The sequence below is a fragment of the Agromyces italicus DSM 16388 genome (genome assembly GCF_000421545.1).
In the GTDB taxonomy this organism is placed as follows: domain Bacteria; phylum Actinomycetota; class Actinomycetes; order Actinomycetales; family Microbacteriaceae; genus Agromyces; species Agromyces italicus.
On the sequence record NZ_ATXF01000006.1, the window covers coordinates 278,583 to 304,317 of the forward strand.

The window sequence follows — 25,735 nt, forward strand, 5'->3', positions numbered from 1 at the left end:
CTCCCTCCTCAACCCGCGAATGGGCTACTGGTCGAGCAGCGCCTGCGCGTCGAGGTCGGCCTGCGCGAGGAGGGTGTCGATGTCGGCGTTCCGATCGGTAAGCACAGCCTGCACCACGGTGTCGAGCAGGGCGTAGATCTCCTGCGTCTTGCTCTTCGGCTCTCCGACCGGGGTCTGCTCCCAGACGCCGTCGATGAACGGGGTCATCTGCTCGCGCGGCACGTTGATGTACGGCTCGATCCAGGTGAGCGACTCCTCGTAGGTCTCGCGATCGAGCACGGGCAGCACCGGCGTGCCGACGGCCTGGTCGCTCTCGGCGAGCGTCTTGGCGTCGAGCACCGCGGCGTCTTCGTCGAGGAGCTTCTGCATGTAGTACCAGTCGATCCAGGTGACCGCGGCGGCCTTCGTCGTGTCGTCGACCGTGGGGCTCACCACGGCGATGTCGCCGCCGCCGAGCGTGCCGCCGCCGTTCTCGACGGGCACGACCGTGAGGCCGTAGTCGTCGGGGTTCAGCGAGAAGTCGCGCACCAGCGCGGTGTAGACGTCGGAGCCCGACGAGTACATGCCGATGTTGCCCGCGGCGAACTCCTGGTTGATGGTGCCCCAGTCGAGCAGCATGTTCGAGCCGAGCGAGTCGTCCTCCCAGCGCAGCGCCTGCAGGAACTCGAGGGCCGACGCGGTGGCGTCGTTCGCGATGGTCGACGTGTACGTGCCGTCGCCGTTGTCCTCCTGGATGCTGCCGCCGCGCGCGACGGTCGCCGCGGTGAGCTGCCAGCCGCCGGTGTTGTTCTGCGTCATCTCCATGAAGCCCGCCTTGCCGGTCTGCTCCGAGATGGCCTTCGCCGCCTCGCGTACCTCGTCCCACGTGGTGGGCGGGCTGTCGGGGTCGAGGCCGGCCGCTTCGAAGAGCGTGCGGTTGTAGTGGAGGCCCATGGCGTAGGCCTGGCGCGGGAACCCGTAGATGCGATCGCCGTCCTTGACGGCGTCGAGGATGATCGGGTTGAACTTGTCGGTGTAGCCGAGCTCGTCGATCTCGTCGGTGACATCCATGAGCTGGCCGTTCTCGAGCAGCGTCTTCGCGTCGGTGAACGGCACGGTGAACACGTCGGGCAGGCTGCCGCCGGCGAGCTGCACGGCGAAGGTCGGTCCCTCCCACTCGTACTCGACGCCGATGATGTCGATGTCCTCGTGCTCGGCCTCGAACTGTTTCTCCTGCTCGGCGAAGGCCGTGTACGCGGCCTCGTCGGCCCCGGGCGGGAACGTCGCGACGCGCAGCTCGGTCTTGCCGCTCTCGCTCGATGCTCCCGCGCTGCAGGCGGCGAGCGAGCCGACCATTGCGATCGCGGCGAGGCCGGCGATCGCGACTGTTCTCGATGACTTCATTGTCCAGTCCTTTCGGTGCTGTGTGGAGCGGTGATGGTGACGCCGCGGGTGATGCAGGTGGTGCAGGGTGCGGCCTCGACGGTCAGGCGGTTCGGTGGAGCCAGGCCGTGGAGTCGTGGGCCAGCAGTCCGCCGACGAGCGGCGCGCTGCTGATGAGGATGCGGTCGTGGTCGGGCAGGGCGACGGGCTCGGCGCCGAAGTTGGTGACGCAGACGACGTCCTCGCCACGGCTGAACGCGAGCACGCCCGGTTCGCTCGGCATCCACGTCATGGGGCCGTCGCCGAGCGAGCGCTCTCGCTTGCGGATGCGCAGGGCCTGCCGGTACAGCCAGAGCATCGAGCCCGGGTCGGCCTCCTGCGCCTGCACCGTGAGCTCCGCCCACTCGGGAGGCTGCGGCAGCCATGGGGCGGCGGATGCCGCGTGGCCGGCGCCGTCGGGACTGAAGCCGAACGGCGTCGCGGCGCCCCGCCACGGCAGCGGCACGCGGCATCCGTCGCGGCCGGGGTCGATGCCGCCCGAACGGAAGTGCATCGGATCTTCGAGCACCTCGCGCGGCAGCTCGACCTCGGGCAGGCCGAGCTCGTCGCCCTGGTAGACGTAGAGGGAGCCGGGCAGTGCTGCGGCGAGCATGGCGGCGGCGCGCGCCCTGCGCGTGCCGAGCTCGAGGTCGGTCGGCGTGCCGAACCGCTTCTTCGCGAAGGCGAAGCCCGAGTCGTCGCGGCCGTACCGGGTGACCGGGCGGGTCACGTCGTGGTTCGAGAGCACCCAGGTGCTCGGCGCCCCGACCGGCGCGTGCGCCGCGAGCATGAGGTCGATCGAGGCGCGCAGCTCGTCGGCGCTCCACGGGCGCGTCATGAAGTCGAAATTGAACGCGGTGTGCATCTCGTCGGGCCGCAGGTAGGCCGCGAAGCGGGAGGCATCCGGCACCCAGACCTCGCCGACGAGCACCCGGGTGCCCTCGTACGAGTCGACCACGCGCCGCCATGCCCGGTAGACCTCGTGCACCTCGTCGCGGTCCTCGGTGGGGTGCTCCCCCTGCCGCGGCTCGGCCGGCACCTCGGGCAGCGCCGGGTCCTTGATGAGCAGGCCGGCCGAGTCGATGCGCACGCCGGCGACGCCGCGGTCGAACCAGAACCGCAGGATGTCCTCGTGCTCGGCGCGCACCTCGGGGTGATTCCAGTTGAGGTCGGGCTGCTCGGGTGCGAAGAGGTGCAGGTACCACTCGCCCGGGGTGCCGTCGGGGTTCGTGGTCCTGGTCCACGTGTCGCCCTGGAAATTCGAGACCCAGTTCGTCGGCATCTCGTCGCCGTTCGGTCCCTTGCCCGGGTGGAACCAGAACCGCTCGCGCTCGGGACTGCCCGGGCCGGCGGCGAGCGCCTCGCGGAACCACCGGTGCTCGGAGCTGACATGGTTCGGGACGATGTCGATGATGGTGCGGATGCCTCGGGCCGCCGCCTCGGCGATGAGCTCCTCGGCGTCGGCGAGGGTGCCGAAGGCCGGGTGGATGCCGCGGTAGTCGGCGACGTCGTAGCCACCGTCGGCGAAGGGCGACGGGTACCACGGGTTGAACCAGAGCGCGTCGACGCCGAGTTCCTGAAGGTAGCCCAGGCGGCTGCGAACCCCGCGGAGGTCGCCCGTGCCGTCGCCGTCGGAGTCGGCGAAGCTGCGCACGTACACCTGGTAGATCACGGCGCTGCGCCACCACAGCGGGTCGCGGGTGAACGCGGTCGGCGCGATGGCGGGGGTGTCGGTGAGCGGCATGGTCACGCGGTCGCTTCTCCTCGAGTCGGGCGGGCTTCGCGCCGGACGGTTCGAGACGCCGGCGTCGATGCGCCTCAACGTAATGAGAGCAACAGAATGATGCAACTATTCAACAATCAAGCATCAGTTTGCGACAACTTGCGTCGATTTGCGGCAGCCGCTTGCGGAAACCGCCGGCTGAGGAGCGCGCGACGAAGGAGCCCGCGTCTCGAAACCCTGGGCTCAGCCCACCGCCGGAGCCGTCGAGGCGCGCACCACGAGCTCGGGCGCGAAGAACACCTCGTCGCCGATCGTCCGCTCGCTCGACATCTGGCGCATGAGCAGTTCGATGATCATCTTGCCCATCGACTCGATGGGCTGCCTGACGGTCGTGAGCGGCGGCTCCGTGCAGTTCATGAGCGCGGAGTCGTCGAAGCCGATCACCGAGACGTCCTCGGGCACCCGGAGGCCGGCCCGCCGTGCCGCGCGCACCGCGCCGAGCGCCATCGGGTCGCTCGCGCAGACGATGCCGGTGACGCCTGCGGCCAGGAGCTTCGTCGCCGCGGTCTGCCCCGACTCGAGGGAGTAGAACGAGTGGACGACCCGCTCGTCGGGAAGCTCGAGCCCGAGCCGCGCCGCCATGGCGATCGCCGCCGCGTGTTTGCGCCGCGACGGCATGTGATCGCCCGGCCCGAGCAGGATCCCGATGCGCTCGTGCCCGAGCTGCGCGAGGTGTCCGAGCGCCTGCTCCATCGACATCGCGTCGTCGCACGAGACGGTCGCGAAGCCGAGGCCGTCGATGGGCGCGTTGACCAGCACCGTCGGGAGCCCCAGCTCGCGGAGGCGCTCGTAGTGGTCGTGATTGACGTCGGCCTGAGCGTACGCCCCGCCGGCGAAGATCACGCCCGAGACCTGCTGGTGCAGCAGGAGTTCGACGTAGTCGGACTCGGAGATCCCGCCCGCGGTCTGGATGCAGAGCACCGGGGTGAAGCCGTTCTGGGCGAGGCCACCGCCGATGACCTCGGCGAGCGCCGGAAAGATCGGGTTCTGAAGCTCGGGCATCACCAGCCCCACGAGCCGGGCGCGCTCACCCCGGAGTTTCGTCGGGCGCTCGTAGCCGAGCACGTCGAGGGCCGTCAGCACGGCGTCGCGAGTCGAGGCCGAGACCCCGGGCTTGCCATTGAGCACCCGACTGACGGTCGCCTCGCTCACTCCGACCTTGCGCGCGACGTCCGCCAGCCTTCTCGACATGGCGCAATGCTACGCGAGGCCACGCAAGAACTCGACAAGATCCCGACCCTCGTGGAAGTCGTCGAAGCCCTTGCCGCCCGGCACCGGCGGAACCAGCATCGGAATGGGACGAAGGGAGTCTTGATGACCCGCGACGCCGCGACCGATCCGCAGCGAGACCCGCAGCGAGCGACGAGGCGCGGCCGCGGACCTGCCCGATGGTTCCACGAGCACGCCCTGTTCCTCGTCTGCATGGCGATCTTCGTGCTGTGTCTCGCCGGCATGGCCGCAAGCGGGTTCCAGGTGACGAACGAGGAACGGTTCGACCACGGCGCCGACCCGCTCGCGTTCGGCGAGTACCTGCGCTCCGGGCAGTTCATCGAGGCGACGTTCGAGAACTGGGAGTCCGAGTTCCTGCAGATGAGCGCCTACGTCGTCTTGACGGTCTTCCTCTTCCAGAAGGGTTCGAGCGAGTCCAAGCCCGTCGGCGAGCGAACCCCGCAGGACGACGACCCCCGGACGGTCGAACACGGCCCTGGCACCCCGTGGCCAGTGCGCCGCGGAGGCATCGTGCTCGTGCTCTACGAGAACTCCCTGGCGATCTTCTTCTTCGTGTTCTTCGGACTCTCGTTCTGGTTGCACGCCGTCGGCGGGGCGGAGGCGTACTCGGAAGAGCAGTCGCTCCACGGACTGCCGGGCGTCTCAGCGTGGGAGTACCTCGGCACGGCGCAGTTCTGGTTCGAGTCGATGCAGAACTGGCAGAGCGAGTTCCTCGCCGTGGCCGCGATCGTCGGGGCCACGGTCTACCTGCGCCAGCGCGGCTCGCCCGAATCGAAGCCGGTCGCGGCGCCGCATCACGAGACCGGCGCGTAGCTTCGAGGGTACTGCTGCGGGCGTCGTTCCGGCGGCGCGCACTCCAGGATTAGAGTGCAGCCATGGGCAAGCTGATCTACAACTCCTCGACACGCGAGCTCGACATCGACGACCGCACCCTCGCCCACCTCCGGGTCGCGATCCTGAACAAGCTGCGACGCTCGGAGAGCTTCGCGATGACGTGGGAGCACGGCATCGAGAACGGCAGCGGTCGCACGACCCTGTGGCTCAACGAATCGATCCCGCTCCAGTTCGTCTTCAGCGGCAATCGCGCGCCGACACTCAACCGCCTCTGGATCGAGCAGTTGGTGCTGACGGCCAACAGCACCAGCGGCCTGCACTTCGTGCCCGAGCCCGCCGAGAGCGAGGAGTTCGAGACCGACTGAACGGTCGCCTCAGTCGACCGGCTCGATCTGCGTGAGCACGAACCGCCGCTCCTCGTGCGAGAGCAGATCGGGTGACCTCATCCCCGAGATGCGCTCGATCTCGGCCGCGACCTCGGCGTGCAGCGGCGCCTCGAGATCTTCGAGGAGACGATGCTTCGCGCCGATCGAGAGCCTCGGCCACCAATCCTCGATCGCCGGCCGTGCCGACTGCGAGTCAGCGAAATCCATCGATCACCACCTCCTACCTCGAGTCCGCGCCCTCGCGCGCCTCGACCGATGAGCGACCCTGCTCGACCTTCTGCACATCGACGCCGACTTGGACCGGTTGTTCGTCGACGGTCTGGATCGCCCCGGTGTCGAGATGCTCGGGAACGAGCTGCACGCCCCCGGTGCTGTTCGCCGACCGCATCAGGTCTTCTATCCACGTTCGGCTGAGTTCGGGCGGCTCGGGTTCGTCGAACACGAAGCGCAGCGGAATGGACTGGTGCACCCAGAGGGTGCTCCGTCCGCGAGGCTGGTCGTCGGTGTGACGCCACGAGAGGGTGAAGCTCTCGCCGCGCCGCAGCTTCGTGATGATCGCGACCTTGAGGTGCGCGAGGGCACGGTCCTCGATGCCGATCGGCGTGCCGGAGTCGCCGTAGTAGAGGGTTCCCACGTGCGTCAGCCTATGCCTCCCGCCCTTCCGCGGCACCTGATGCGAGACGAGTGGCGCGCGATCGAGCGGGGGGCCCGATGGGCTCCCCGCTCGATCGAGAACGGCATGGGTTTCACACCGCGCGGTTGCCGCCGATGTATCGCACCAGGAACGCGATGACGGCGACGACGGCGAGCGCGAGACCGACCCAGAGCAGGAAGTTCAGTGTCGGCACGATCCCGCCCGTGATGAGCAGCGCGACGGCGGCGATGGCGATGATGACGACAAGGATGTTCATGATTCCTCCCTCACCTCTCCGAGGTTTGGGCCAGTCGCCGGCCGACGCGAGGGGTTGACGTTGCGCTGGAGTGCCGTGTACCGCGCACGGGCGCTCCAGCCGGGGTCGATTCATCCGCCTGTCAATCCCCTGCCGCGCGCCCGCGCCGCCGCGTACCGTGGCACGCGTTCGAGGGTCGCGCGGGTTCGAAGGGTGGATGAACATGATGAACGACCGACTGATCGATCCGACGACCAAGCACACCACCGACCGGTTCCCGCGTCAGGAGCAGACGCCACCGGGGCTCACCGATGCGATGTCACCGCGCCCCGACCACGGCGAGCAGAGCTACCGCGGCCACGGTCGGCTCGACGGCCGCTGCGCACTCATCACCGGCGGCGACTCGGGCATCGGCCGGGCGGTTGCGATCGCCTTCGCCCGCGAGGGCGCGAGGGTCGCGATCGCGTACCTGCCCGAGGAACAGCCCGACGCCGAGGAGACTGCGAGCTGGATCACCGACGCCGGCAGCGATCCGCTGCTGCTTCCGGGCGATCTCCGCAGCGAGACGCACTGCACCGAACTCGTCGAGCGCACCGAACGGGCCTTCGGCAGCCTCGACGTGCTCGTGCTCAACGCCGCGCACCAGCGCGACCGCGGGGGCATCGAGCACGTGCCGAGCGATGATTTCGAGGCGGTGATGCGAGTGAATCTGTTCGCCCCCGTATTCCTCGCCCGAGCGGCAGTGCCCCTCATGGAGCCGGGGTCGAGCATCATCACGACCACCTCGATCCAGGCCTCCGAACCCTCCCCGGCCCTCGTCGACTACGCGATGACGAAGGCCGCGCTCGTCGCGTTCACGAAGGCCCTCGCCGAGGAGCTCGGGCCACGTGGCATCCGCGTCAATGCCGTCGCGCCGGGGCCGATCTGGACCCCGCTGATCCCGGCCACGGGATGGCCCGACAAGATCACAGACTTCGGCAGGAACACCCCGCTCGGGCGGGCGGGCCAGCCGGCCGAGCTCGCCCCGGCGTACGTGTACCTCGCATCCGACGACGCCTCGTACGTGTCGGGGGCGGTGCTGCCGGTCACCGGCGGACGCGCGTTCTGACGACCGGAACGCCACGAGAGGAAGGAGCACATCATGCCCGGACGCACGAACGCGTCGCTCGAAGATCCGGAGCTCTACGAAGAGCTCCGCGAAGACGGCGCCTCGAAGGAGAAGGCCGCGCGCATCTCGAACGCCGCGGCGAAGCAGGGCCGGAGCGCGATCGGCCGCAAGGGAGGGCAGCACGGCGACTACGAGGACTGGACGGTCGACGAGCTGCGCAAGCGCGCGCAGGAGCTCGGCCTCACCGGCTACAGCGGCAAGCGCAAGGCCGAGCTGATCTCGGCACTGCGCAATCACTGAGCCGGCCCGCCGGTCTCCCCGAGCGCCACCTCGCGCGCGATCGAGTCGCCAGAAACCGCTGTTCCTCGAAGCAGGAAGAGCGTTTTTCGGCGACTCGATGGCACGCAACGGGCGGTGCGCCCGCGCGCAGTGCGTCAGGACTCCCGAAGCACCTCGTCGGGCGACTTGTCGGGTCGCAGCCCGCGCCAGCGCGGGTGCCGGGCGACGCCCGTGCCCGTCCACTCGCTGAACTCGATCTCGCCGACGAGCTCGGGGCGCACCCAGACGGCGTCGGCGGCGTCCGCGGCCGGCACCTCGGCGAAGGGCGCATCGGGTTGAACCGTCGCGTCGAGCCGGGCGAGCAGCCGTTCGAGCTCGCGCTCCCGGAACCCCGACCCCACGCGTCCGACGTACTCGAGCGAGGGCTCGCCGTCGGCGCCGTCGCGCTCGGCAGGAATGCCGACGAGGAGCGAGCGGATGCGCCCGGCCCGGCTTCCGACGCCGCGACGGTAGCCGCCGACGACGACCTCCTGCGTGCGGGTGAGCTTGAGCTTCACCCAGTCGTCGGAGCGCACGCCGGGCCGGTAGACCGAGCCGGGCCGCTTTGCGACGAGGCCTTCGAGGCCGAGCGCCCGGCTCTCCTCGAGCGCATCCTCGGCATCGCCGGTCGCGGGCGCCGGCACCTCGACCGGCACGCCGCGACGCGGCCGCACGAGCGATTCGAGGCGGGCCCGGCGCACCCGGTACGGTTCCTCGACGAGCGGGGTGCCGCCCGCTTCGAGCACGTCGAAGAGCAGCAGGCGCACCGGCACGGATGCCGCGGCCTCGGCGATCTCGCGCGGCTTCGTGAGGCCCATCCGCTGCTGGAGCACGCCGAAGTCGGGCCGGCCCTCGGCGTCGAGCGCGACGATCTCGCCGTCGAGGAGCGCATCGCCGTCGACCGCCTCCGGCAGGCGGTACAGCTCGGGGTAGCGCACGGTGATGTCGATGCCGTTGCGGCTCAGCAGTCTGACCCGATCGCCCTCCACCCGGGCGAGCGCGCGGATCCCGTCCCACTTCCATTCGAGCACCCAGTCCTCGCCCCGAAGCATCCCGAGCGCGCCCGCGGTCGCGAGCATCGGCTTCTCGGCGACTCTCGCGGGCTGAGGAGGGAGCGCAGCGACCGTCTCGAAACCGGGGTCGCGCGAATTTCGAGACGTGTCCTCCTTCGTCGGGCGCTCCTCAACCCGCTGGGCCGGGCGCTCCTCAACCCGCTGGACGCTCTGCTCCTTCATCCGGTGCAGCAGCCAGGTGCTCTTCTCGCCACTGCCGTCGGTGCGGATGAGCACGAGCCGCACTCGGCCGAGCGGCCCGCCGGTCGATCCCGTGAGCGTGAAGATCACCTCGTCGTCGCGCCATTTCTCGACCGCGTAGGTGCCGGTGTCCCACACCGTCATCGACCCGGCGCCGTACTCGCCGGCGGGGATCGTGCCCTCGAAGTCGAGGTACTCGATCGGGTGGTCCTCGGTCTGCACGGCGAGGTGGTTCTTGCCCGAGCTCTCGGGCACGCCCTTCGGCACGGCCCAGCTCTTCAGCACCCCGTCGCGCTCGAGCCGCAGGTCGTGGTGGAGCCGCCGCGCATGGTGCTCCTGGATCACGAAGCTCGGCTCCTCCCCCGCCCGCCCGTCGCCGGGAGCGCCCGGCATCGGCTCGGGCGTGCGCCCCTCCCGGCGCATCGAGAGGTACGTCGCGAGCGGGCCGGGCCCCGTGGCATCCGCGAGCCCGGCCATCGGGTCGCCGTGCTCGGCGATCCGCGCGAGCACCTCGTGGGCTTCGAGGTGCCGCAGCTCCGGGTCCTCGAGCTCCTCCCAGCTGCGCGGCGCGGCGACCGTCGGCCGCAAGCGGCCGCGCAATGAGTACGGGGCGATCGTCGTCTTCTTGCCGTTGTTCTGGCTCCAGTCGATGAGCACGCGACCGCCCCGCAGCGACTTACGCATGCTCGAGACGACGAGTTCTGGGTGATCGGCCTCGAGGGCGCGGGCGAGTTCGTGGGCGACCTCCGAGACCTGCTGCGAGGTCTGCGAGCCGTCGAGCTCGGCGTAGAGATGCAGACCCTTGCTGCCGCTCGTCACCGGCATCGCCGCGAGGCCCATGCCGGCGACGAGGTCGCGCACGAGCCTGGCGACCGCGGCGCACTCGGAAAGGCCCATGCCGGGGCCGGGGTCGAGGTCGAAGACCATGCGGTCGGGGTTCGACGGCGCACCGTCGGGGGCGAAGCGCCACTGCGGAACGTGCAGCTCGAGCGCGGCCTGCTGGGCGAGCCACACGAGCGTCGCCCGGTCGCCCGCGATCGGGTAGGTCTTCGGCCCGTCGGAGTGCTCGATCACGCCGCGCCTGATCCAGTCGGGGGCGTGGTCGGCGAGGGTCTTCTCGAAGAACGGCGACTCGGGGGCATCCGCCGTGCCCACCCCGTGCACCCAGCGCTTGCGCGTGATCGGACGCCCCGCGACGTGGGGCAGCATGACGGGGGCGATCTCGGCGTAGTACGAGATCACCTCGCCCTTGGTCATTCCCGACTCGGGATACATGACCTTGTCGAGGTTCGTCAGCCTGAGCCTCCGGCCGTCGACCTCGACGAGTTGCCGCTCCCCATCGGCCATTCCCCCATCATGCCGCCTCCCCCACGGGTTTACAGGACATCTCGAGGTTTGCAGGACGTACTCGGCGGCACGTGTCCTGCAGATCGGGAATTGTCCTGTAAACGCGGGGGCGTGTCGGGGGGGGTGTCGGGGGCGTGGATGCCTCGGGGTATCGCCGAGGCATCCCCCGGGTGTCTACTGGAGGGTATGCGAGCCGTCTGGAAGGGGGCGGTCACATTCGGCCTCGTCAATGTGCCCGTCAAGTTGTACAGCGCCACCGAAGACCACGACGTGTCCCTGCATCAGGTGCACGACGAAGACGGCGGGCGCATCAGGTACCAGCGCAAGTGCGAGGTGTGCGGCAAGGTCGTCGCCTACCAGAACATCGACAAGGCCTACGACGACGGTGAACGCACGGTCGTGATCACCGACGCCGACCTCAAGGCGCTGCCCGCCGAGCGCAGCCGCGAGATCGAGGTCGTCGAGTTCGTGCCGAGCGAACAGATCGACCCCATCATGCTCGACAAGAGCTACTACCTCGAACCCGACTCGGCCTCGAACAAGGCCTACGTACTGCTGCGCGAGACCCTCGAGTCGACCGAGCGCACCGCGATCGTGCAGATGGCGCTGCGCCAGAAGACGCGCCTCGCGGCGCTGCGGGTGCACGGCGACGTGCTCGTCGTGCAGACCCTGCTCTGGAGCGACGAGGTGCGCGCGGCCTCGTTCGCCTCGCTCGACGAGCCCGTCAAGATCTCCTCGAAGGAGCTCGATCTCTCGAAGCAGCTCGTCGAGAGCCTCGTCTCCGACTTCGATCCCGAGCAGTACGTCGACGAGTACCAGCAGGAGCTGCGCACCCTCATCGAGGCGAAGCTCGAGCAGGGCGAGGCGCTCGACACCGCCGCGACGTTCGGCGAGGAGCCCGAGGAGGAGGAGGGCGGAGAGGTCATCGACCTGATGGAGGCGCTGCGCCGGTCGATCGCCGAGAAGCGCGGGGGGCCGGGCGGCAAGACGACGGGCGGCGGCAGCGCCGGCACGGCGACGAGGGCGGATGCCTCGGCGACGCCGAAATCGACCGCGAAGGCGAAGTCGTCGGCTGCCGACAAGCCGAAGAAGTCGAAGTCGGCCTGATCCTACCTCCGGCTCCGCCGAACTTGCAGGACTATCCGGCCAGCACCCGTGAATACGGACCTGGTGTATGGATAATCCTGCAAGTTCGCGAGTTCGCAGACCCCCTCGTCCCCGCAGACGCGGAACGCGCGGCACCAGATCGACAGGCGCCGCGCGTTCGCGGGGTACAGCGGTGGCGATTACTCGGCTTCGCACACCTCGGTGACGGTGACCGCGGCGGCCTGGATGTCGCCGGTCACCGCGGCCTGCGCCTCGGCGTCGGCCTCGAAGGTCTCGTCGGGCGCGGTGGGGAGGGTGCCCGCGTAGTCTTCGGCGGCGGTGACCTTCTCTTGAAGGCCCGCGATCGCGTCGGCGATCTTCGGGTTGTCGGCGTTGTCGGCCGCGAGGTCGTCGAGTCGCGTCGAGTAGCCGTCGAGCTTCTCGAGGAGCGCCGCCTGCTCGGTGCCCGTGAGCACCGCGTTCTGCGCGCCGTTCGAGACGTCGCGCACGGCGACCCGGACGATCTCGCAGTTGTCGTCGCCCTGGGCGGTGGTGTCGTCGTTGCTGCCCGCGGCGCAGCCGGTGAACAGCAGTGCGCCGGCGAAGACGATCGCGGCGGAAGTGATGATTCGTTGCATGGTGCAATTCCCCCTGAATTCAGTGACCAGAAGAGTCTAGCGACGCGCACCGACAGCTGCCGCCGAGCCGCCTCCCTCCGGCCGCTACGCCCGACGGGCGCGCACGTCCTTCAGGCGGCGCAGCAGCATCTGGAGGAAGACGAACACGAGGAAGATCGAGAAGACGACGTTCGACCAGAACGGGTCGATCCCAGCCGCAATCAGGGCGCCGAGCGGCGACATCACGCTCGCCGCGATGCCGACGACGGCCGCGGTGCGCAGGTCGACGTTCTTCCGGCGCCAGTTCGCGAGCGTGCCCGAGATCGATCCCGGGATCATCATCGTCAACGAGGTGCCCTTGGCGACGAGGTCGCTCGCGCCGAAGAAGAACATCAGCACGGGAACGACGATGATGCCGCCGCCGACGCCGAGCACGCCCGAGAGCACGCCCGTCACGAAGCCGGTGACCACGAGCAGCGCGCCGGCGAGCCAGGTCATGCCGATCTCGCTGTCGCGCTGCGGCACCACGAACCAGAGGCTCACGATCACGACGAGCAGGAACGCCAGGAAGAACCAGTGCAGCGTGCGCACGGGAAGCTTCGCCAGGAGCGCGCTGCCCACTTGCGAGCCCACGATGATTCCGGCCGCGAGCAGCAGTGCGGCGACCCAGTCGACGTGGCCCTGGATCGCGTAGCTCACCGCCCCCACCGCAGCAGCCGGCAGGATCGCCGCGACCGAGGTGCCCGCCGCGAGACGTTGCGGCATCCCGAGCAGCAGCACGAGCGCCGGCACGATGACGAGGCCGCCGCCGATGCCGAAGAGTCCCGAGAGGAGCCCCCCGAGCATGCCGACGAGGATGAGGGGCAGGACGGCGGGGCGGTGGTTCTCGGTCATCGATTCCGGTTTCGTGGTGATGGTGATCGCGCGGCGACGCGGACGATACGACCGTAGCGAACGCGAGTGACGTCGTCCCGAGATATGGGATGCTTCAGGTCGCCGAGCACCAGGGGCACATGACCGACGCCGAGACGACCGACCGGCCGCGACACCGTGCCCCGCCGCTTCTGGGTGGGGCTCCTCGCCGTCGCGGTGTACGTGCTGATCGCCGGCGTGGGCGCGAACCTGCTGCTCGAGCTCGCCGCGCCGAGCGACGAGCTCGTCGACTTCGCGCTCGGACACTTCATCTCCGTCCCGGTCCTCATCGTCGCCGGGCTCGTCTTCGTACGCCGCTCGGGATGGTCGCGCGACGTCTGGCGCGCCCCGCCTCATGGGAGACCCGGCCTCGGCACTGGTGGCTGCTCGCCATCCCGGCGCTCATGCTCATCCAGTCGCTCGTCCAGCTCGGCACCGCGCCTTGGGGCGACCAGCAGCTCGGCGCGATCGTCGTCGTCGCGGTGGGCCTCGCGCTCGTCGGCATCGGCGAGGAGCTCTACTTCCGCGGCATCCTGCGCGTCAGCGTCCGGGCCCACCACGGAGAGTTCCTCACGCTGCTCGTGACGGCCTCGCTCTTCGGCCTCGCCCACTCCTTCGGCTCGCTCATGCAGCGCATCCCGCTCGAGACCATCGCGTTCCAGGTGAGCGTCACCGCGTTCACGGGCGTCTCCCTCTACGCCGCGTTCCGTGCCACGGGCCGGCTCTGGGTGCCGATGGCCCTGCACGCACTCGACGACTTCTCGATCTTCCTGCACTCGGGCGAGCCAGGCAGCGTGCAGGCGCCCGGCACCCCCGGTGACCGTCACGGTGCAGCTGCTCCTCGGCGTCCTCGCCGTCGTCCTCGTCGTCAGCACGATCCGTGAAGACGCCGGCGCCCGGAGAGCGGCCCGCGCGGGCGCGTGACGCAGAAACGGCGAAAGCCCCGCGAATCGCGGGGCTTCCAGGCGTCTGTTCTGTCTCTGTGCGGAGACGAGGGGATTTGAACCCCTGGTCCCCTTACGGGGACTCCACCTTAGCAGGGTGGTGCACTCGGCCGGACTATGCGACGTCTCCTTGCGGGTGCGCACGCGCACACGCGACTGTCATCATAACCCGACGACGGGCCGAACGACGATTCGAACGAGAACGAGGGGCCGCCGAGCGGCCCGAAGCTACTGGTCTTCGAGGGTTCGACCCGCCGAACAGCGCGTCTCGGCCGCCGTCTGCCCGGTCACGTCGGTCGGCAGCGCCTCGGACGTGGGAGCCGGAGCCTCGGCGGCAGGCTCCTCGGCGACCGGCTCTTCAGCCACCGGCTCCTCTGCGGCCTCCTCGCCTTCGACCGGCACCGCCGTGGGGTCGCCGGCCGACGCGAACGAGGTTTCATCGGCCTCGGGGTCGAAGACCACCGGGGTGTCGTTCTGCAGCGCGAGGTTCACGATCTCGGCCGAGTCGCTCGGGATGACCCCACCGTCGGTGGTGCCGGTCGGGTACTGGATGAACGCGATCTTCGAGAGGTCGATGTCTTTCATCGCCTTCGCGATCGAGACCATCGTGGTGGGGTTCGCGAGCGAGTCGGAGAGCTCCATGTTGCCGAGGGCAGCCTTGGCGATCGAGTAGAGCGCGACGGGGTCGCCGAGGGTGCCGCCGTCTTGCAGCTTGCGGGCGAGCGCCGACATGAAGACCTGCTGGTTCGAGATGCGCCCGAGGTCGGAGCCGTCGCCGACGCCGTGCCGAGTGCGCAGGAACTGCAGCGCCGGGAGCCCCTTGAGCTCGTGCATTCCGGCGTCGAGGTAGAGGTCGGTGTACTCGTCTTCGATGGGCTCGGCCACGCAGACCTCCACGCCGCCCACGGCCTCGCTCATCGCGGCGACACCCATGAACTGCACCGTACCCGCGAAGGGGATCGTGACGCCCGTGAGCTGCTCGACGGTCTTCACGACGCAGCCCAGCCCGCCATAGTCGAGCACCGAGTTGATCTTCACGCCGTACTGCTCGTAGAGCGGCTCGCCGGCGGGGTCTTCGGGGTCGGTGCACGCTGGCACGTCGACGAACATGTCGCGGGGGAAGCTGATGACCTCGACGTGCGAGTGGTCCTGCGAGATGTGCATGAGCATCGTGACGTCGTTGAGCACGGCGGTCTCTTCGTCGGGGTCGCCGAAGCCGTTGCCCTGGCCTTCACGGCTGTCGCTGCCGACGAGCAGCACGTTCACGCCGCCCTCCATCGCCCCGACGTCGGGCACGCCCTCGAGCACGTCTTCGTTGCCGAGCGAGACGGTGGGCTTCAGGGTGTTCGCGAGGTCCCACGCGGCGTATGCGGCGACCGCGCCGCCCGAGACGAGCGCGACCGACAGGCCGATGCCCGCCACCTTCGCGAGCGTGCGTCCGATCGATCGACGACGGAGCTTGCCGTGCTGCGCCACCGCGGGGTTCTTCGCGGCGCGCCGCGAGCTGGGTCGCAACGCTTCGTTCACCGGGATCCTCTCGTGTGTGGTGGTCGCGCGGAGGGCGTGGGATTCGAACCCACGAGACATTTCTGCCCACTGGTTTTCAAGACCAGCTCCATCGGCCGCTCGGACAGCCCTCCTCGCCCGCGCGCGACCCGTCGAGGGGATTCGTCGTGCAGGCAGGCCCCGATTCTAGCCGAATCGCGTTCGGTTCAGCCTCGCAGGCGCTCCTGAAAGAGCGCTGAGGCGAGGTCGGATGCCTCGCTCAGCCGTCGTTCGACGTGGTGCAGCGCACCTCGTCGCCGGTGAGTCCGGTGATGTCGGGCGGCAGTTGCTCGGCGGGCGGCGCCGACGCCGTGGCATCCGGTGCCGGGGCCTCGGTCGCCGGGTCGACCGGTGTCTCGGTCGCCGGGGCGGCCGGGGCCGTGCCGAACTCGGAGTTCTCGTTCGCGCTCGGGTCGAGCACGACCGGGCGGTCCTCTTGGAGAGCCAGGTTCACGGCCTCGGCCGAGTCGGCGGGGATCACGTGCTGGCCGTCGCCGTACTCGGCGGTCGGGTACTGGATGAACGCGATCTTCGAGAGGTCGACGTCTTGCAGGGTACGGGCGATCGACATGAGCACCGTGGGGTTCTGCAGCTTGTTCGAGAGCTCCATGTTCGAGAGCACGGCCTTCGCGATCGAGTAGAGCTTCACCGGGTCGCTCAGCGTGCCGCTCGACTGGAGGGTGCGGGCGAGCGAGGCCATGAACGCCTGCTGGCTCGCGATTCGCGCAAGATCACTGCCGTCACCGACCGCTTTGCGGGTGCGCAGGAACGCGAGCGCGTCGTAGCCCTCGATCGTGCTCGTGCCCGCCGGCAGGTGGAGCCCCGAGTCGATGTCGTCGATGGGGTCGACGAGGCAGACCTCGACGCCGCCGACCGCCGACGACAGCGCGGCGACGCCCTTGAACTCGACGACCCCGCCCACGGGGATCTTCGTTCCGGTGAGCAGCTCGAGCGTCATCACGACGCAGCCGAGGCCGCCGTGTTCCAGCACGCTGTTGAGCGGCACCTCCGACATCGCGGAGAGCGGGCCGGAATCGGGGTCGACGGGGTCGGGGCATTCGGGCACCGCGACCATCATGTCGCGCGGAAAGCTCACGACCTCGACGTGCGAGTGGTCCTGCGAGATGTGCAGCAGCATGTTGACGTCGTTCAGGATGCCGGAGTCGACTTCGGGGTCGCCGAACGAGCCGTCGGCCGGCCGCTTGTCGCTGCCGACGAGCAGGAAGCTGAGCCCGCCGTCCATCGCGCCGATGTCGGGCACGCCCTCGAGGATCTCCTCGTTGGCGAGCTTGACGCCTTCGGTGCCCGTGACGGAGCCGACGAGATCGGCGGCCGCGTAGGCGCCGACGGCGCCCGCACTCACGAGCAGTACGGCAGCGGCGGATGCCACGAGCTTCACCGCGGTGCGAGGCCCCGTGTGCCGGGGCAGGCGACCGTGCCGTGTGGGCACTCCCGACGCGCCCCGCTCCTCGGCCTCATCCGCGGCATCGGTCGACGGTCGGAACGCTTCTGCGGTCTCCTGATCCAACCCCGTCCCCTCCCGACCAATCGATCCTACCGCCGGCCTCTGCTGTTTCTCAGGACGGGGCCGAGCGGCGAGGGCGGGCGACCCGCGTGTTTCCGCGCGACCGAGGCCCCAGGGGTTCCCGCACGCTCCTGAGAAACCCCGTATCGGCCGAATCTCTCCTGAGAAACAGAATCGGGGAGGGGTCAGGGATCAGGGGAGGGAGTCGAGCGCCGAGGCGAGACCCGCTTCACCGACCGGGCCGGTCACCTCGCCGGCGGCGGCCCGCACCTCGTCGGGGGCCTGTCCCATGGCGACGGCACGCCCTGCCGAGCCCGCCCAGGCGAACATCTCGAGGTCGTTGCGCCCATCGCCGGCGGCGAACACGCGCGCGGCGTCGACGCCGAGCCATCCGCGGACCCGCTCGAGCGCGGTCGCCTTGTTGACGCCGTCGGGGGCGATGTCGAGCCACGCCGTCCAGCCGATCGCGTAGCTCACGTGGTGGAGCCCCATCTGGTCGACGATGCCGAAGAACTCCTCGAGCCCGTGCTCGAGGCTCGTCACGACGACGCGCGTCGCGCGCTGGTCGAGCAGTTCGTCGAACACGACCTCGCGGGCGTTCTCGAGGTTCCACTCGGTCATGCCCTCGGTGTAGAGACGGTAGCCGTCGGCGAGCTCGACCATGAACTTGCCCGAGGGCAGGAAGGTGCGGATGCGCTCGAGCACCGCCGTCGGATCGAAGGTCTCGACGTGCGTGCGCACGTACCCGCCGTCGGCGGTGTCGTCACGGCGCATCGTGATGGCGCCGTTCGCGCACACCACGTACTCGGGCGCGAGACCGAGCGCCTCGATCACCGGCCTCGTCGTCGACCACGAGCGGCCGGTCGCGAGCGTGACGAGGTGGCCCCGATCGACCGCGCGGGCGACCGCCTCGGCGACGGCGTCGTCGATCGTGCCGTCCTCGTGCATGATCGTGCCGTCGACGTCGAGCGCGACGAACCACGAGTCGTCCGTGGATCGAGGAGCGTCCGAGGAACGAGGACGCGTCTCGAGAGCCTCGCCACGGGGTCTCGAGACGCTCGCGGCGCTCGCTCCTCGACCAGCGGGGTTCGCCATGCTCACGCGACGGGCTCGAGTCGCTCGAGTCCGCCGAGGTAGCCGCGCAGCGCCTCGGGCACCACCACCGAGCCGTCGGCCTGCTGGTGCGTCTCGAGGATCGCCACGAGCCAGCGCGTCGTCGCGAGCGTGCCGTTGAGGGTCGCGACGGGCGCCGTCTTGCCGCTCTCGGTGCGGTGGCGGATGTCGAGGCGGCGAGCCTGGAACGTCGTGCAGTTCGAGGTCGAGGTGAGCTCGCGGTACGCGCCCTGCGTCGGCACCCACGCCTCGACGTCGTACTTGCGGGCAGCGCTCGACCCGAGGTCGCCGGCCGCGGTGTCGATCACGCGGTACGTGAGACCCAGGTCTTGCAGCATGCCCTCCTGCCAGGCGAGCAGGCGCTGGTGCTCGGCCTCGGCGTCGGCCGGGTCGATGTAGCTGAACATCTCGAGCTTGTTGAACTGGTGCACGCGGATGATGCCGCGGGTGTCCTTGCCGTGGCTGCCGGCCTCGCTGCGGTAACAGGTCGACCAGCCGGCGTAGCGGACGGGCCCGTTCGACACGTCGATGATCTCGTCGGCGTGGTACCCGGCGAGCGCGACCTCGCTCGTGCCGGTGAGGTAGAGCTCTTGTTCGGGCAGGTAGTAGACCTCGTCGGCGTGCGCACCGAGGAACCCGGTGCCGTTCATGATCTCGGGGCGCACGAGCGTGGGCGTGATGAGGGGCGTGAAGCCGGCCGCGATCGCGCGGTCGAGGCCCATGTTCATGAGCGCGAGCTCGAGGCGGGCGCCGACGCCCTTGAGGTAGTGGAAGCGCGCTCCCGACACCTTCGCGCCGCGCGGCATGTCGATCGCGTCGAGCAGCTCGCCGATCTCGAGGTGGTCGCGCGGCTCGAACGCGAAGGCGGGGATCTCACCGACCTCGCGGAGCACGATGTAGTCGTCTTCGCCGCCCGCGGGCACCCCGTCGAGCACGATGTTGCCGAGCTTCTGCACGGCGAGCGTGAACGAGGCCTCGGCATCGCTCACAGCCTGGTTCGCGGCCTTCACCCGGCCCGCGAGCTCTTGCGCCTGCGCGACCAGCGCGGCCTTGGCGTCTTTCGGCGCCTGCGCGACCTGCTTGCCGAAGGCGTTCTGCTCGGCGCGCAGCGCCTCGAAGACGGTGATGGCGGTGCGGCGCGCAGCGTCGGCGGCCACCGCCTCGTCGACGTACTCCGAGGACTCGCCGCGGAGCTCCTGCGAACGCTTGATCAGGTCGGGGTTCTCGCGGAGCAGTACGGGATCGATCACCCGAGCAAGTCTAGCCCGCGACATCCGACACCCTTCTTGGGCCGGATGCGCCGTTCCGCAGCGTTCTCGGGCGGATGGAATACGGTGGCAGCGTGTCGGACGATCAGAACGAGCGCCAGGGGGATGCCACGCACCCGCGCCTGCGCGCCGCCGTGATCTTCAACCCGAGCAAGCAGGGTACCGATGCGCTGCGCGCCGCGGTAGGCCGCGCCGAGGAGCGGCAGTCGTTCGCGCCGAGCCTCTGGATCGAGACCACCCTCGACGACCCCGGCAAGGGTATGGCGCACGAAGCGGTCGACGCCGAGGCCGACCTCGTGATCGCCGCCGGCGGCGACGGCACCGTGCGATCGGTCGCCGCCGCGCTTCGCGGCACCGGGATCCCCCTCGGCATCGTGCCGCTCGGCACCGGCAACCTGTTCGCCCGCAACCTCGGCATCCCCGTGAACGACATCGACGACGCGGTCGTGCTGGCCTTCGCCGGAGCCGACCGTGCGGTCGACGTGATCGTCGCCGACGTCACCCGCCCCGACGGCGACGACGAGACGCACGTCTCGCTGGTCATGGCCGGCATCGGCATCGACGCCGAGATGATCCAGAACACGAACCCCGAGCTCAAGAAGCGCGTCGGGTGGCTCGCGTACGTCGACGCTGGCATCCGCGCGCTGCCCGCCTCGAAGCCGTACCGGGCGATGTACCGCCTCGACTCGAGGCGACACCACCGGGCCCGGGTCGCGAGCATCCTCGTCGCGAACCTCGGCTACCTGCCGGGCAACATCGAACTCATCCCCGACGCCGAGATCGACGACGGTCGCCTCGACGTGGTCGTGCTGCAGCCGCGCAACATGCTCGGCTGGCTCTTCATCTGGCGCACCGTCGTGTGGGAGAACCGGGTGCTGCGCAGATCGGCACTCGGTCGACAGTTCATCGATCTCACGAGCGGCAACCGGCGTCAGCAGATCGTCTACCGCCGCGGTCGTTCGGTCGAGCTCGAGATCGAGGGCGGCCCGCAGGAGTTCGAGATCGACGGCGACGAATTCGGCAGCGTCGTGTCGGCGCGGTTCAGGGTCGACGCGGCGGCGCTCGTGGTTCGTGTGCCTCGCTGACCCTTCGGCGATCGGGCAGCGGAGCGTATCGGGTCCGTCAGCGGTGCGCAGCGCGCGCCGTTCGACCGGCGCGCCCGGCCTCGATGACCGCGATGGCGACGAGCGCGGCGACCGCGGCGGACGCGAACGGCCCGATCAGCATCTGGGCGACCTGACCGAGCGCCATGGTGTCCATCTTCGCCTGCTGATCGTCGGTGACGTTCCCGTCGACGGCGAACGAGAGGGACGAACCTGCCGCATTGCCTTCGGCCGCGCGCGCGACCGCCCACGCGATCAGCACGACCGCGGCCACCGCGATCACCGGCAACGCCCACCACGCGGGGGCACGCCGGAACCCTGGAGCCTCCACCGCCACGGGAGACGGCACGGCATCGTGCAGGCTCGCCGCCACGCCGGTCACCACGACCGCGCCGACGGCACCGATCACGAGCAGGGCCGGCGCGAGGGTCCAGCCGAGGACCCGCAGGTTCTCCGACGCCTGGTCGACGACGCCACTGTAGTAGCTGAAGTCCGAGTTCACGCGCCATCCCAGCCAGGCGCCGAGCAGCATCGCTCCCCCGGTCACCGCCCACCCGGCGAGCAGCCAGTTGCGCACGCGCGCGTGGGCCGCACGGCGACCCGCCTCAGTCGTCGGAACCGGGTTCGGGTCCGGAACCGCGGCCTTTGCCGATTCCGTGGCCTGCTTCGGCGCCGCCGCCGGTTCGCGATCCACGTCGGACGACGGGTCGGGGCCCGGGAGTTCGGCGATCCACTCGGCCGCCGTTTCGCGCACCGCCGCGGGCTCGGCGTCGCCTGCCCGGACGCGCCCCGCTTCGACCCCGGACCCGGCGACCCCTGCGGAGCCGGCGAGCGCCGAGGCATCCCCATCGCCCGACCCGTCGTACCCACGCTGGAACCGCGGATCGTACCTCGGGTCGATACCCCGATCGGTGTCGGTCATCGTCGACCACCCCCTCGCTCGCGACGCGCCACCGTCAGGCGCCGTCGGGCTCGCCGCTCAAGATGCCGCGCAACCAGTCGCGCGCCTCGATGAAGATCTCGTCATCGTACTTCGAGTGGTAGGCGACCTCCTGCTCGTCGGCGCGCGGGTACGAACCGAGGAAGATCACCTTCGGGCTCGTGCGGCGCAGGCCGAGCAGCGCGTCGGCGACGCGTTCGTCGGCCGCGTGCCCGTCGAGGTCGACGACGAAGCGGTACCGGCCGAGGGCATCGCCGATCGGCCGCGACTGGATGAGCGAGAGGTTCACTCCCCGAGTCGAGAACTGCTCGAGCATCGCGAGCAGCGCACCCGGCTCGTCGTCGGGCAGTTCGACGATGAGGCTCGTCTTGTCGGCCCCGGTCGGTTCGGGGAGTGTGCGCGAGCGGCTGACGAGCACGAAGCGCGTCACCGCGTTGGGGTTGTCGCCGAGGTCGCGGGCGAGCACCTCGACGTCGAGATGCTCGGTGATGCCGGGCGGCGCCACCGCCGCATCGGCCTGACTCGATTCGAAGAGGGATGCCGCGGCCGCGACATTGCTCGTCGCCGGGATGTGCCCGTGGTCGGGCAGCTCGCGCTCGAGCCAACCGCGCGACTGGGCGTAGGCGACGGGATGCGCGTTGACGATGCGGACATCGGCGAGGGCGGTGCCCGGGCGAGCGACCAGCACGAAGTTCACCGGCACGAGGTACTCGCCGATGATGCGGAGGCCCGGCACCGTCGCCAGTGCGTCCTGCGTGGCGCTCACGCCGCCGTCGATCGAGTTCTCGATCGCGATCATCGCCGCCGTCGAACGACCGCTCACGACGTCGGAGAGCGCCTCGCCCACGTTGTTCACCGAGCGCCAGTGCCTGCCCGCGGCCTCGGGTACCTGCTTCAGGGCCGCCTCGGTGAAGGTGCCGGCCGGACCGAGGTACGAGTACGTCTCGTCGGGGGGTGTCGGCGTGGCATCCGTGGTCATGCGCCAAGCCTAACGAGCGCCGCGCGAGGCTCCTGAAATACTGCGGAGATGGATCCCGCGACGACGAGGGCCGCGTCGCCCGCGCCGGGCGACGCGGAGCGGCTGGCCGCGCTGCGGCGCATGAAGCGGGTCGCGACGAGCCTGCTCCTCGTGGCCGCCGCGGTATTCGCCGTCTCGTTCGCCCTGCAGGACGAGTTCGCGTGGCTCGGGTACGTGCGCGCCGCCGCCGAGGGCGCGATGGTCGGCGCGATCGCCGACTGGTTCGCGGTGACGGCGCTGTTCCGGCACCCGCTCGGCATCCCCATCCCCCACACCGCGATCATCCCGAAGCGCAAGGACGAGATCGGGGCGAGCCTCGGCGCGTTCGTCGAGCACGAGTTCCTCTCCGACGAGGTCGTCCTCGGCAAGCTCCGCTCGATCGGCATCTCGCGGCGGGTCGGCGGATGGCTCGCTTCGCCCGAGCATGCAGAACGGGTCGCCGCCGAGGCCTCGGTCGCGGCCCGGGGCATCCTCACCCTGCTCGGCGACGACGACGTCGAGGACGTCATCGAGCGCCTCGCCCGCCGCCACCTCTTCGAGCCCGAGTGGGGGCCCGCGATCGGGCGGATCGGTTCGAGCCTCGTCGCGGCCGACCAGCAGCGCGCCGCCGTCGACGCCGTGCTCGAGAAGGCGTCGTCATGGCTGAGCGCGCACCCCGAGGCGTTCGGGCGCATGGTGTCGGAGCGGCTGCCGCGATGGATGCCCGGCTTCGTCGACCGCCTCGTCGACGACCGCGCCCACCGCGAGGTGCTCGCCTTCGTGCGGGCGGTGCGCGCCGACGACGCGCACCCGCTGCGGCTCGCGATCGACCGCTACCTCGCCGAACTCGCCGACGACCTGCAGCGCGACCCCGGAATGATCGCCCGCGTCGAGCGGCTGAAGGCCGAGCTGCTCGCGAGCCCGCGCGTGCGCGAGTTCGCCGGCGAGGCCTGGGGCGCGGTGAAGTCGACGCTGCTCGACGGGCTCGGCGATCCTGCGAGCGAACTGCGGACGGGGCTGCGGGCGGCGATCATCGAGGTCGGCACCCGCCTCGCGAGCGACGAGGCGCTCGCCGCGAAGGTCGACGCCTGGCTCACGGATGCCGCCGCCTACGTCGTCCGCAACTACCGGCACGAGATCGCCGGCGTCATCACCGAGACCGTCGAGCGGTGGGATCCGCGCGAGACGACCGAGAAGCTCGAGCTTCAGGTGGGGCGCGACCTCCAGTTCATCCGCATCAACGGCACCGTGGTGGGCGCCCTCGCCGGGCTCGCGATCTTCTCGATCGCAACCGCCCTGCACGCGCTCGCCTGACCTGACAACCGCCACTCGCCCTCACCCCGCCCTCACCCTCGCCCCATCCCCGCCCTCACCCCGCCCGGGGGTGCATTTCCGCAATCTCAGGGCATTCGAACCCGGTTCAGTTGCGGAAATACACCCCCGTGACGCACCTGTCGGCGGGAGGGGCGCGATGCCAGACTGGGGGCATGCATGAGCGCGCAGGAGAACCGGCTGCCGAATCCGACCTCATCGACGTGGAGGCCCTCGTCCGGGCCTACTACGAGCAGAAGCCCGATGCCTCGGTGCCCGGCCAGCGCGTCGTGTTCGGCACCTCGGGCCACCGCGGCTCCTCGCTCACGACGAGCTTCAACGAAGACCACATCCTCGCGACGACGCAGGCGATCGTCGAGTACCGCGCCGCACAGGGCATCACCGGGCCGCTCTTCATCGGCGCCGACACCCACGCGCTGAGCGCACCGGCGCAGACCACGGCGCTCGACGTGCTCGTCGCGAACCGCGTGCGGGTGCTTGCCGACGAGTTCGACGACTACGTACCCACGCCCGCGCTCTCGCACGCGATCCTGAAGTGGAACAACGACCCGGTCAGGCGCGCCGAGGGCGAGGCCGACGGCATCGTGATCACCCCGTCGCACAACCCCCCGCAGGACGGCGGGTTCAAGTACAACCCGCCGCACGGCGGCCCGGCCGATTCGGATGCAACGAAGTGGATCGCAGCCCGGGCGAACGAGCTCATCGAAGGCGGCCTGCGCGGCGTCCTCCAGGCCGAGCCGAGCGCGGTCGAGACCTACGACTTCCGCGGCGCGTACGTCGCCGACCTCGCGAACGTAATCGACTTCGGCGCGATCCGGCGCTCGGGCATCCGCATCGGCGCCGACCCGCTCGGCGGGGCGTCCGTCTCGTACTGGGGCGCCATCCGCGACGCCTACGAACTCGACCTCACGGTCGTCAACGAGCGGGTCGACCCGCGCTGGGCGTTCATGACGCTCGACTGGGACGGCAGGATCCGCATGGATCCGTCCTCGCCGAGCGCCATGGCCTCGGTGCTCTCGCACGAGGGCTACGACATCCTCACGGGCAACGACGCCGACGCCGACCGGCACGGCATCGTCACCCCCGACGGCGGCCTCATGAACCCGAACCACTACCTCGCGGTCGCGATCGAGTACCTGTTCGCGCACCGTCCGGGCTGGCGGTCGGATGCCGCGATCGGCAAGACCCTCGTCTCGTCGTCGATGATCGACCGCGTCGCGGCCTCGCTCGGCCGCCGCCTCTGGGAGGTGCCCGTCGGCTTCAAGTGGTTCGTGCCGGGGCTCGTCGACGGCTCGGTCGGTTTCGGCGGCGAAGAGAGCGCGGGCGCGTCGTTCCTGCGCTTCGACGGCAGGGTCTGGACGACCGACAAGGACGGGATCCTGCTGTGCCTCCTCGCGGCGGAGATCCGCGCGGTCACCGGCAGATCGCCGTCGGAGCTCTACGCGGAACTCGTCGAACGGTTCGGCGACCCCGCCTACGAACGAGTGGATGCCCCGGCGAACGCCGCACAGAAGGCCGCACTCGGCCGGCTCGACGGTGACGCGATCGCGGCGACCGAGCTCGCCGGCGATCCGATCACGGCGAAGCTCTCGCACGCGCCCGGCAACGGGGCCGCGATCGGAGGGGTGAAGGTCGAGACGGCCGACGCGTGGTTCGCCGCCCGGCCGAGCGGCACCGAAGACGTCTACAAGATCTACGCGGAGTCGTTCAACGGCGCCGACCACCTCGCGGAGGTGCAGGCCGAGGCGAAGCGCATCGTCGACGCGGCGCTCGCGTCATAGCGAGGGCGGGATGCGGAGCGAG

The 25,735-nt window shown here is 70.1% G+C and carries 23 protein-coding genes, 2 tRNA genes and 1 pseudogene; 9 read left to right on the forward strand and 17 right to left on the reverse strand.

Annotation, left to right across the window (positions count from 1 at the left end; all coding sequences use genetic code 11):
• Nucleotides 1–24: 24 nt before the first annotated feature.
• The 3 genes from H516_RS0109340 to H516_RS0109350 form a co-directional block, all read right to left on the reverse strand.
• Complete coding sequence (locus H516_RS0109340; RefSeq protein ID WP_022889453.1) at nt 25–1,383, reverse strand: ABC transporter substrate-binding protein; 1,359 nt, start codon at nt 1,381–1,383, stop codon at nt 25–27.
• 82 nt (nt 1,384–1,465) lie between these two features.
• Entirely contained in the window at nt 1,466–3,145 is a 1,680-nt protein-coding gene (locus tag H516_RS0109345) for a glycoside hydrolase family 13 protein (protein ID WP_022889454.1), read from the reverse strand.
• Between the two features lie 222 nt (nt 3,146–3,367).
• Complete coding sequence (locus H516_RS0109350; protein WP_022889455.1) at nt 3,368–4,375, reverse strand: LacI family DNA-binding transcriptional regulator; 1,008 nt, start codon at nt 4,373–4,375, stop codon at nt 3,368–3,370.
• 123 nt (nt 4,376–4,498) lie between these two features.
• On the opposite strand from H516_RS0109350, the gene H516_RS0109355 reads away from it, so the two are divergent.
• Together H516_RS0109355 and H516_RS0109360 are read left to right on the forward strand one after the other, a co-directional pair.
• Nucleotides 4,499–5,227: a DUF6766 family protein gene (locus H516_RS0109355; RefSeq protein WP_245561776.1), complete on the forward strand. Its 729-nt coding sequence runs from the start codon at nt 4,499–4,501 to the stop codon at nt 5,225–5,227.
• A 62-nt stretch (nt 5,228–5,289) separates the two neighbouring features.
• A complete protein-coding gene (locus tag H516_RS0109360) occupies nt 5,290–5,613 on the forward strand; it encodes a DUF7882 family protein (protein ID WP_022889457.1) in 324 nt (107 codons plus the stop codon).
• A 9-nt stretch (nt 5,614–5,622) separates the two neighbouring features.
• Here the strand turns inward: H516_RS0109360 and H516_RS0109365 are convergent, their stop codons facing one another.
• The 3 genes and pseudogenes from H516_RS0109365 to H516_RS22390 form a co-directional block, all read right to left on the reverse strand.
• Complete coding sequence (locus tag H516_RS0109365) at nt 5,623–5,841, reverse strand: hypothetical protein (protein WP_022889458.1); 219 nt, start codon at nt 5,839–5,841, stop codon at nt 5,623–5,625.
• A gap of 127 nt (nt 5,842–5,968) precedes the next feature.
• A pseudogene (locus tag H516_RS19395) lies at nt 5,969–6,268 on the reverse strand (DUF7882 family protein); the annotation flags it as partial.
• A gap of 112 nt (nt 6,269–6,380) precedes the next feature.
• Nucleotides 6,381–6,545: a hypothetical protein gene (locus H516_RS22390; protein ID WP_022889460.1), complete on the reverse strand. Its 165-nt coding sequence runs from the start codon at nt 6,543–6,545 to the stop codon at nt 6,381–6,383.
• Nucleotides 6,546–6,747: 202 nt separating this feature from the next.
• Between H516_RS22390 and H516_RS0109380 the strand changes: the two genes are divergently transcribed.
• Together H516_RS0109380 and H516_RS0109385 are read left to right on the forward strand one after the other, a co-directional pair.
• Nucleotides 6,748–7,632, forward strand: a complete 885-nt coding sequence (locus tag H516_RS0109380; RefSeq protein WP_245561778.1) for an SDR family oxidoreductase — start codon at nt 6,748–6,750, stop codon at nt 7,630–7,632.
• A 33-nt stretch (nt 7,633–7,665) separates the two neighbouring features.
• Nucleotides 7,666–7,932: a DUF7218 family protein gene (locus tag H516_RS0109385; RefSeq protein WP_022889462.1), complete on the forward strand. Its 267-nt coding sequence runs from the start codon at nt 7,666–7,668 to the stop codon at nt 7,930–7,932.
• 134 nt (nt 7,933–8,066) lie between these two features.
• On the opposite strand, the gene H516_RS0109390 is transcribed toward H516_RS0109385, so the two are convergent.
• A complete protein-coding gene (locus H516_RS0109390) occupies nt 8,067–10,550 on the reverse strand; it encodes an ATP-dependent DNA ligase (protein WP_022889463.1) in 2,484 nt (827 codons plus the stop codon).
• Between the two features lie 186 nt (nt 10,551–10,736).
• Here H516_RS0109390 and ku point away from each other — a divergent pair, with 186 nt between their 5' ends.
• The gene (ku, locus tag H516_RS0109395; RefSeq protein WP_022889464.1) at nt 10,737–11,657 is read left to right on the forward strand and encodes a non-homologous end joining protein Ku; all 921 of its coding nucleotides are present in this window, start codon (nt 10,737–10,739) and stop codon (nt 11,655–11,657) included.
• 179 nt (nt 11,658–11,836) lie between these two features.
• Here the strand turns inward: ku and H516_RS0109400 are convergent, their stop codons facing one another.
• Nucleotides 11,837–12,274 (reverse strand): hypothetical protein, encoded by a 438-nt coding sequence (locus H516_RS0109400; protein WP_022889465.1) that lies wholly within the window; start codon nt 12,272–12,274, stop codon nt 11,837–11,839.
• Between the two features lie 84 nt (nt 12,275–12,358).
• Nucleotides 12,359–13,147, reverse strand: coding sequence for a sulfite exporter TauE/SafE family protein (locus H516_RS0109405; RefSeq protein ID WP_022889466.1), 789 nt, complete (start codon nt 13,145–13,147; stop codon nt 12,359–12,361).
• A gap of 341 nt (nt 13,148–13,488) precedes the next feature.
• Here H516_RS0109405 and H516_RS0109410 point away from each other — a divergent pair, with 341 nt between their 5' ends.
• Entirely contained in the window at nt 13,489–14,049 is a 561-nt protein-coding gene (locus tag H516_RS0109410; protein WP_022889467.1) for a CPBP family intramembrane glutamic endopeptidase, read from the forward strand.
• Between the two features lie 101 nt (nt 14,050–14,150).
• On the opposite strand, the gene H516_RS0109415 is transcribed toward H516_RS0109410, so the two are convergent.
• The 6 genes from H516_RS0109415 to serS all read right to left on the reverse strand — a co-directional run bounded on the left by H516_RS0109415 (nt 14,151) and on the right by serS (nt 19,542).
• Nucleotides 14,151–14,239, reverse strand: a tRNA-Ser gene (locus tag H516_RS0109415).
• Nucleotides 14,240–14,337: 98 nt separating this feature from the next.
• A complete protein-coding gene (locus tag H516_RS21750) occupies nt 14,338–15,636 on the reverse strand; it encodes an LCP family protein (RefSeq protein ID WP_022889468.1) in 1,299 nt (432 codons plus the stop codon).
• A 28-nt stretch (nt 15,637–15,664) separates the two neighbouring features.
• Nucleotides 15,665–15,749: transfer RNA gene (locus H516_RS0109425), tRNA-Ser, on the reverse strand.
• 125 nt (nt 15,750–15,874) lie between these two features.
• Nucleotides 15,875–17,182 (reverse strand): LCP family protein, encoded by a 1,308-nt coding sequence (locus H516_RS19400; RefSeq protein ID WP_022889469.1) that lies wholly within the window; start codon nt 17,180–17,182, stop codon nt 15,875–15,877.
• Nucleotides 17,183–17,371: 189 nt separating this feature from the next.
• Nucleotides 17,372–18,274: an HAD family hydrolase gene (locus H516_RS19405; protein WP_022889470.1), complete on the reverse strand. Its 903-nt coding sequence runs from the start codon at nt 18,272–18,274 to the stop codon at nt 17,372–17,374.
• Between the two features lie 2 nt (nt 18,275–18,276).
• Nucleotides 18,277–19,542 carry a serine--tRNA ligase gene (gene serS, locus H516_RS0109440; protein WP_022889471.1) on the reverse strand — a complete coding sequence of 422 codons (1,266 nt, stop codon included), beginning with the start codon at nt 19,540–19,542 and terminating at the stop codon, nt 18,277–18,279.
• A gap of 92 nt (nt 19,543–19,634) precedes the next feature.
• Here serS and H516_RS0109445 point away from each other — a divergent pair, with 92 nt between their 5' ends.
• A complete protein-coding gene (locus tag H516_RS0109445; protein WP_245561779.1) occupies nt 19,635–20,645 on the forward strand; it encodes a diacylglycerol/lipid kinase family protein in 1,011 nt (336 codons plus the stop codon).
• 37 nt (nt 20,646–20,682) lie between these two features.
• Here H516_RS0109445 and H516_RS21320 read toward each other — a convergent pair whose 3' ends face one another.
• Together H516_RS21320 and pheA are read right to left on the reverse strand one after the other, a co-directional pair.
• Nucleotides 20,683–21,585, reverse strand: coding sequence for a hypothetical protein (locus H516_RS21320; RefSeq protein ID WP_051138757.1), 903 nt, complete (start codon nt 21,583–21,585; stop codon nt 20,683–20,685).
• A gap of 34 nt (nt 21,586–21,619) precedes the next feature.
• Nucleotides 21,620–22,582: a prephenate dehydratase gene (gene pheA / locus H516_RS0109460; RefSeq protein ID WP_022889475.1), complete on the reverse strand. Its 963-nt coding sequence runs from the start codon at nt 22,580–22,582 to the stop codon at nt 21,620–21,622.
• Between the two features lie 48 nt (nt 22,583–22,630).
• On the opposite strand from pheA, the gene H516_RS0109465 reads away from it, so the two are divergent.
• Both H516_RS0109465 and pgm read left to right on the forward strand, forming a co-directional pair.
• Nucleotides 22,631–23,914, forward strand: coding sequence for a DUF445 domain-containing protein (locus tag H516_RS0109465; protein WP_022889476.1), 1,284 nt, complete (start codon nt 22,631–22,633; stop codon nt 23,912–23,914).
• A 173-nt stretch (nt 23,915–24,087) separates the two neighbouring features.
• Nucleotides 24,088–25,713 carry a phosphoglucomutase (alpha-D-glucose-1,6-bisphosphate-dependent) gene (gene pgm, locus H516_RS0109470; protein ID WP_022889477.1) on the forward strand — a complete coding sequence of 542 codons (1,626 nt, stop codon included), beginning with the start codon at nt 24,088–24,090 and terminating at the stop codon, nt 25,711–25,713.
• The last annotated feature ends 22 nt before the right edge of the window (nt 25,714–25,735 follow it).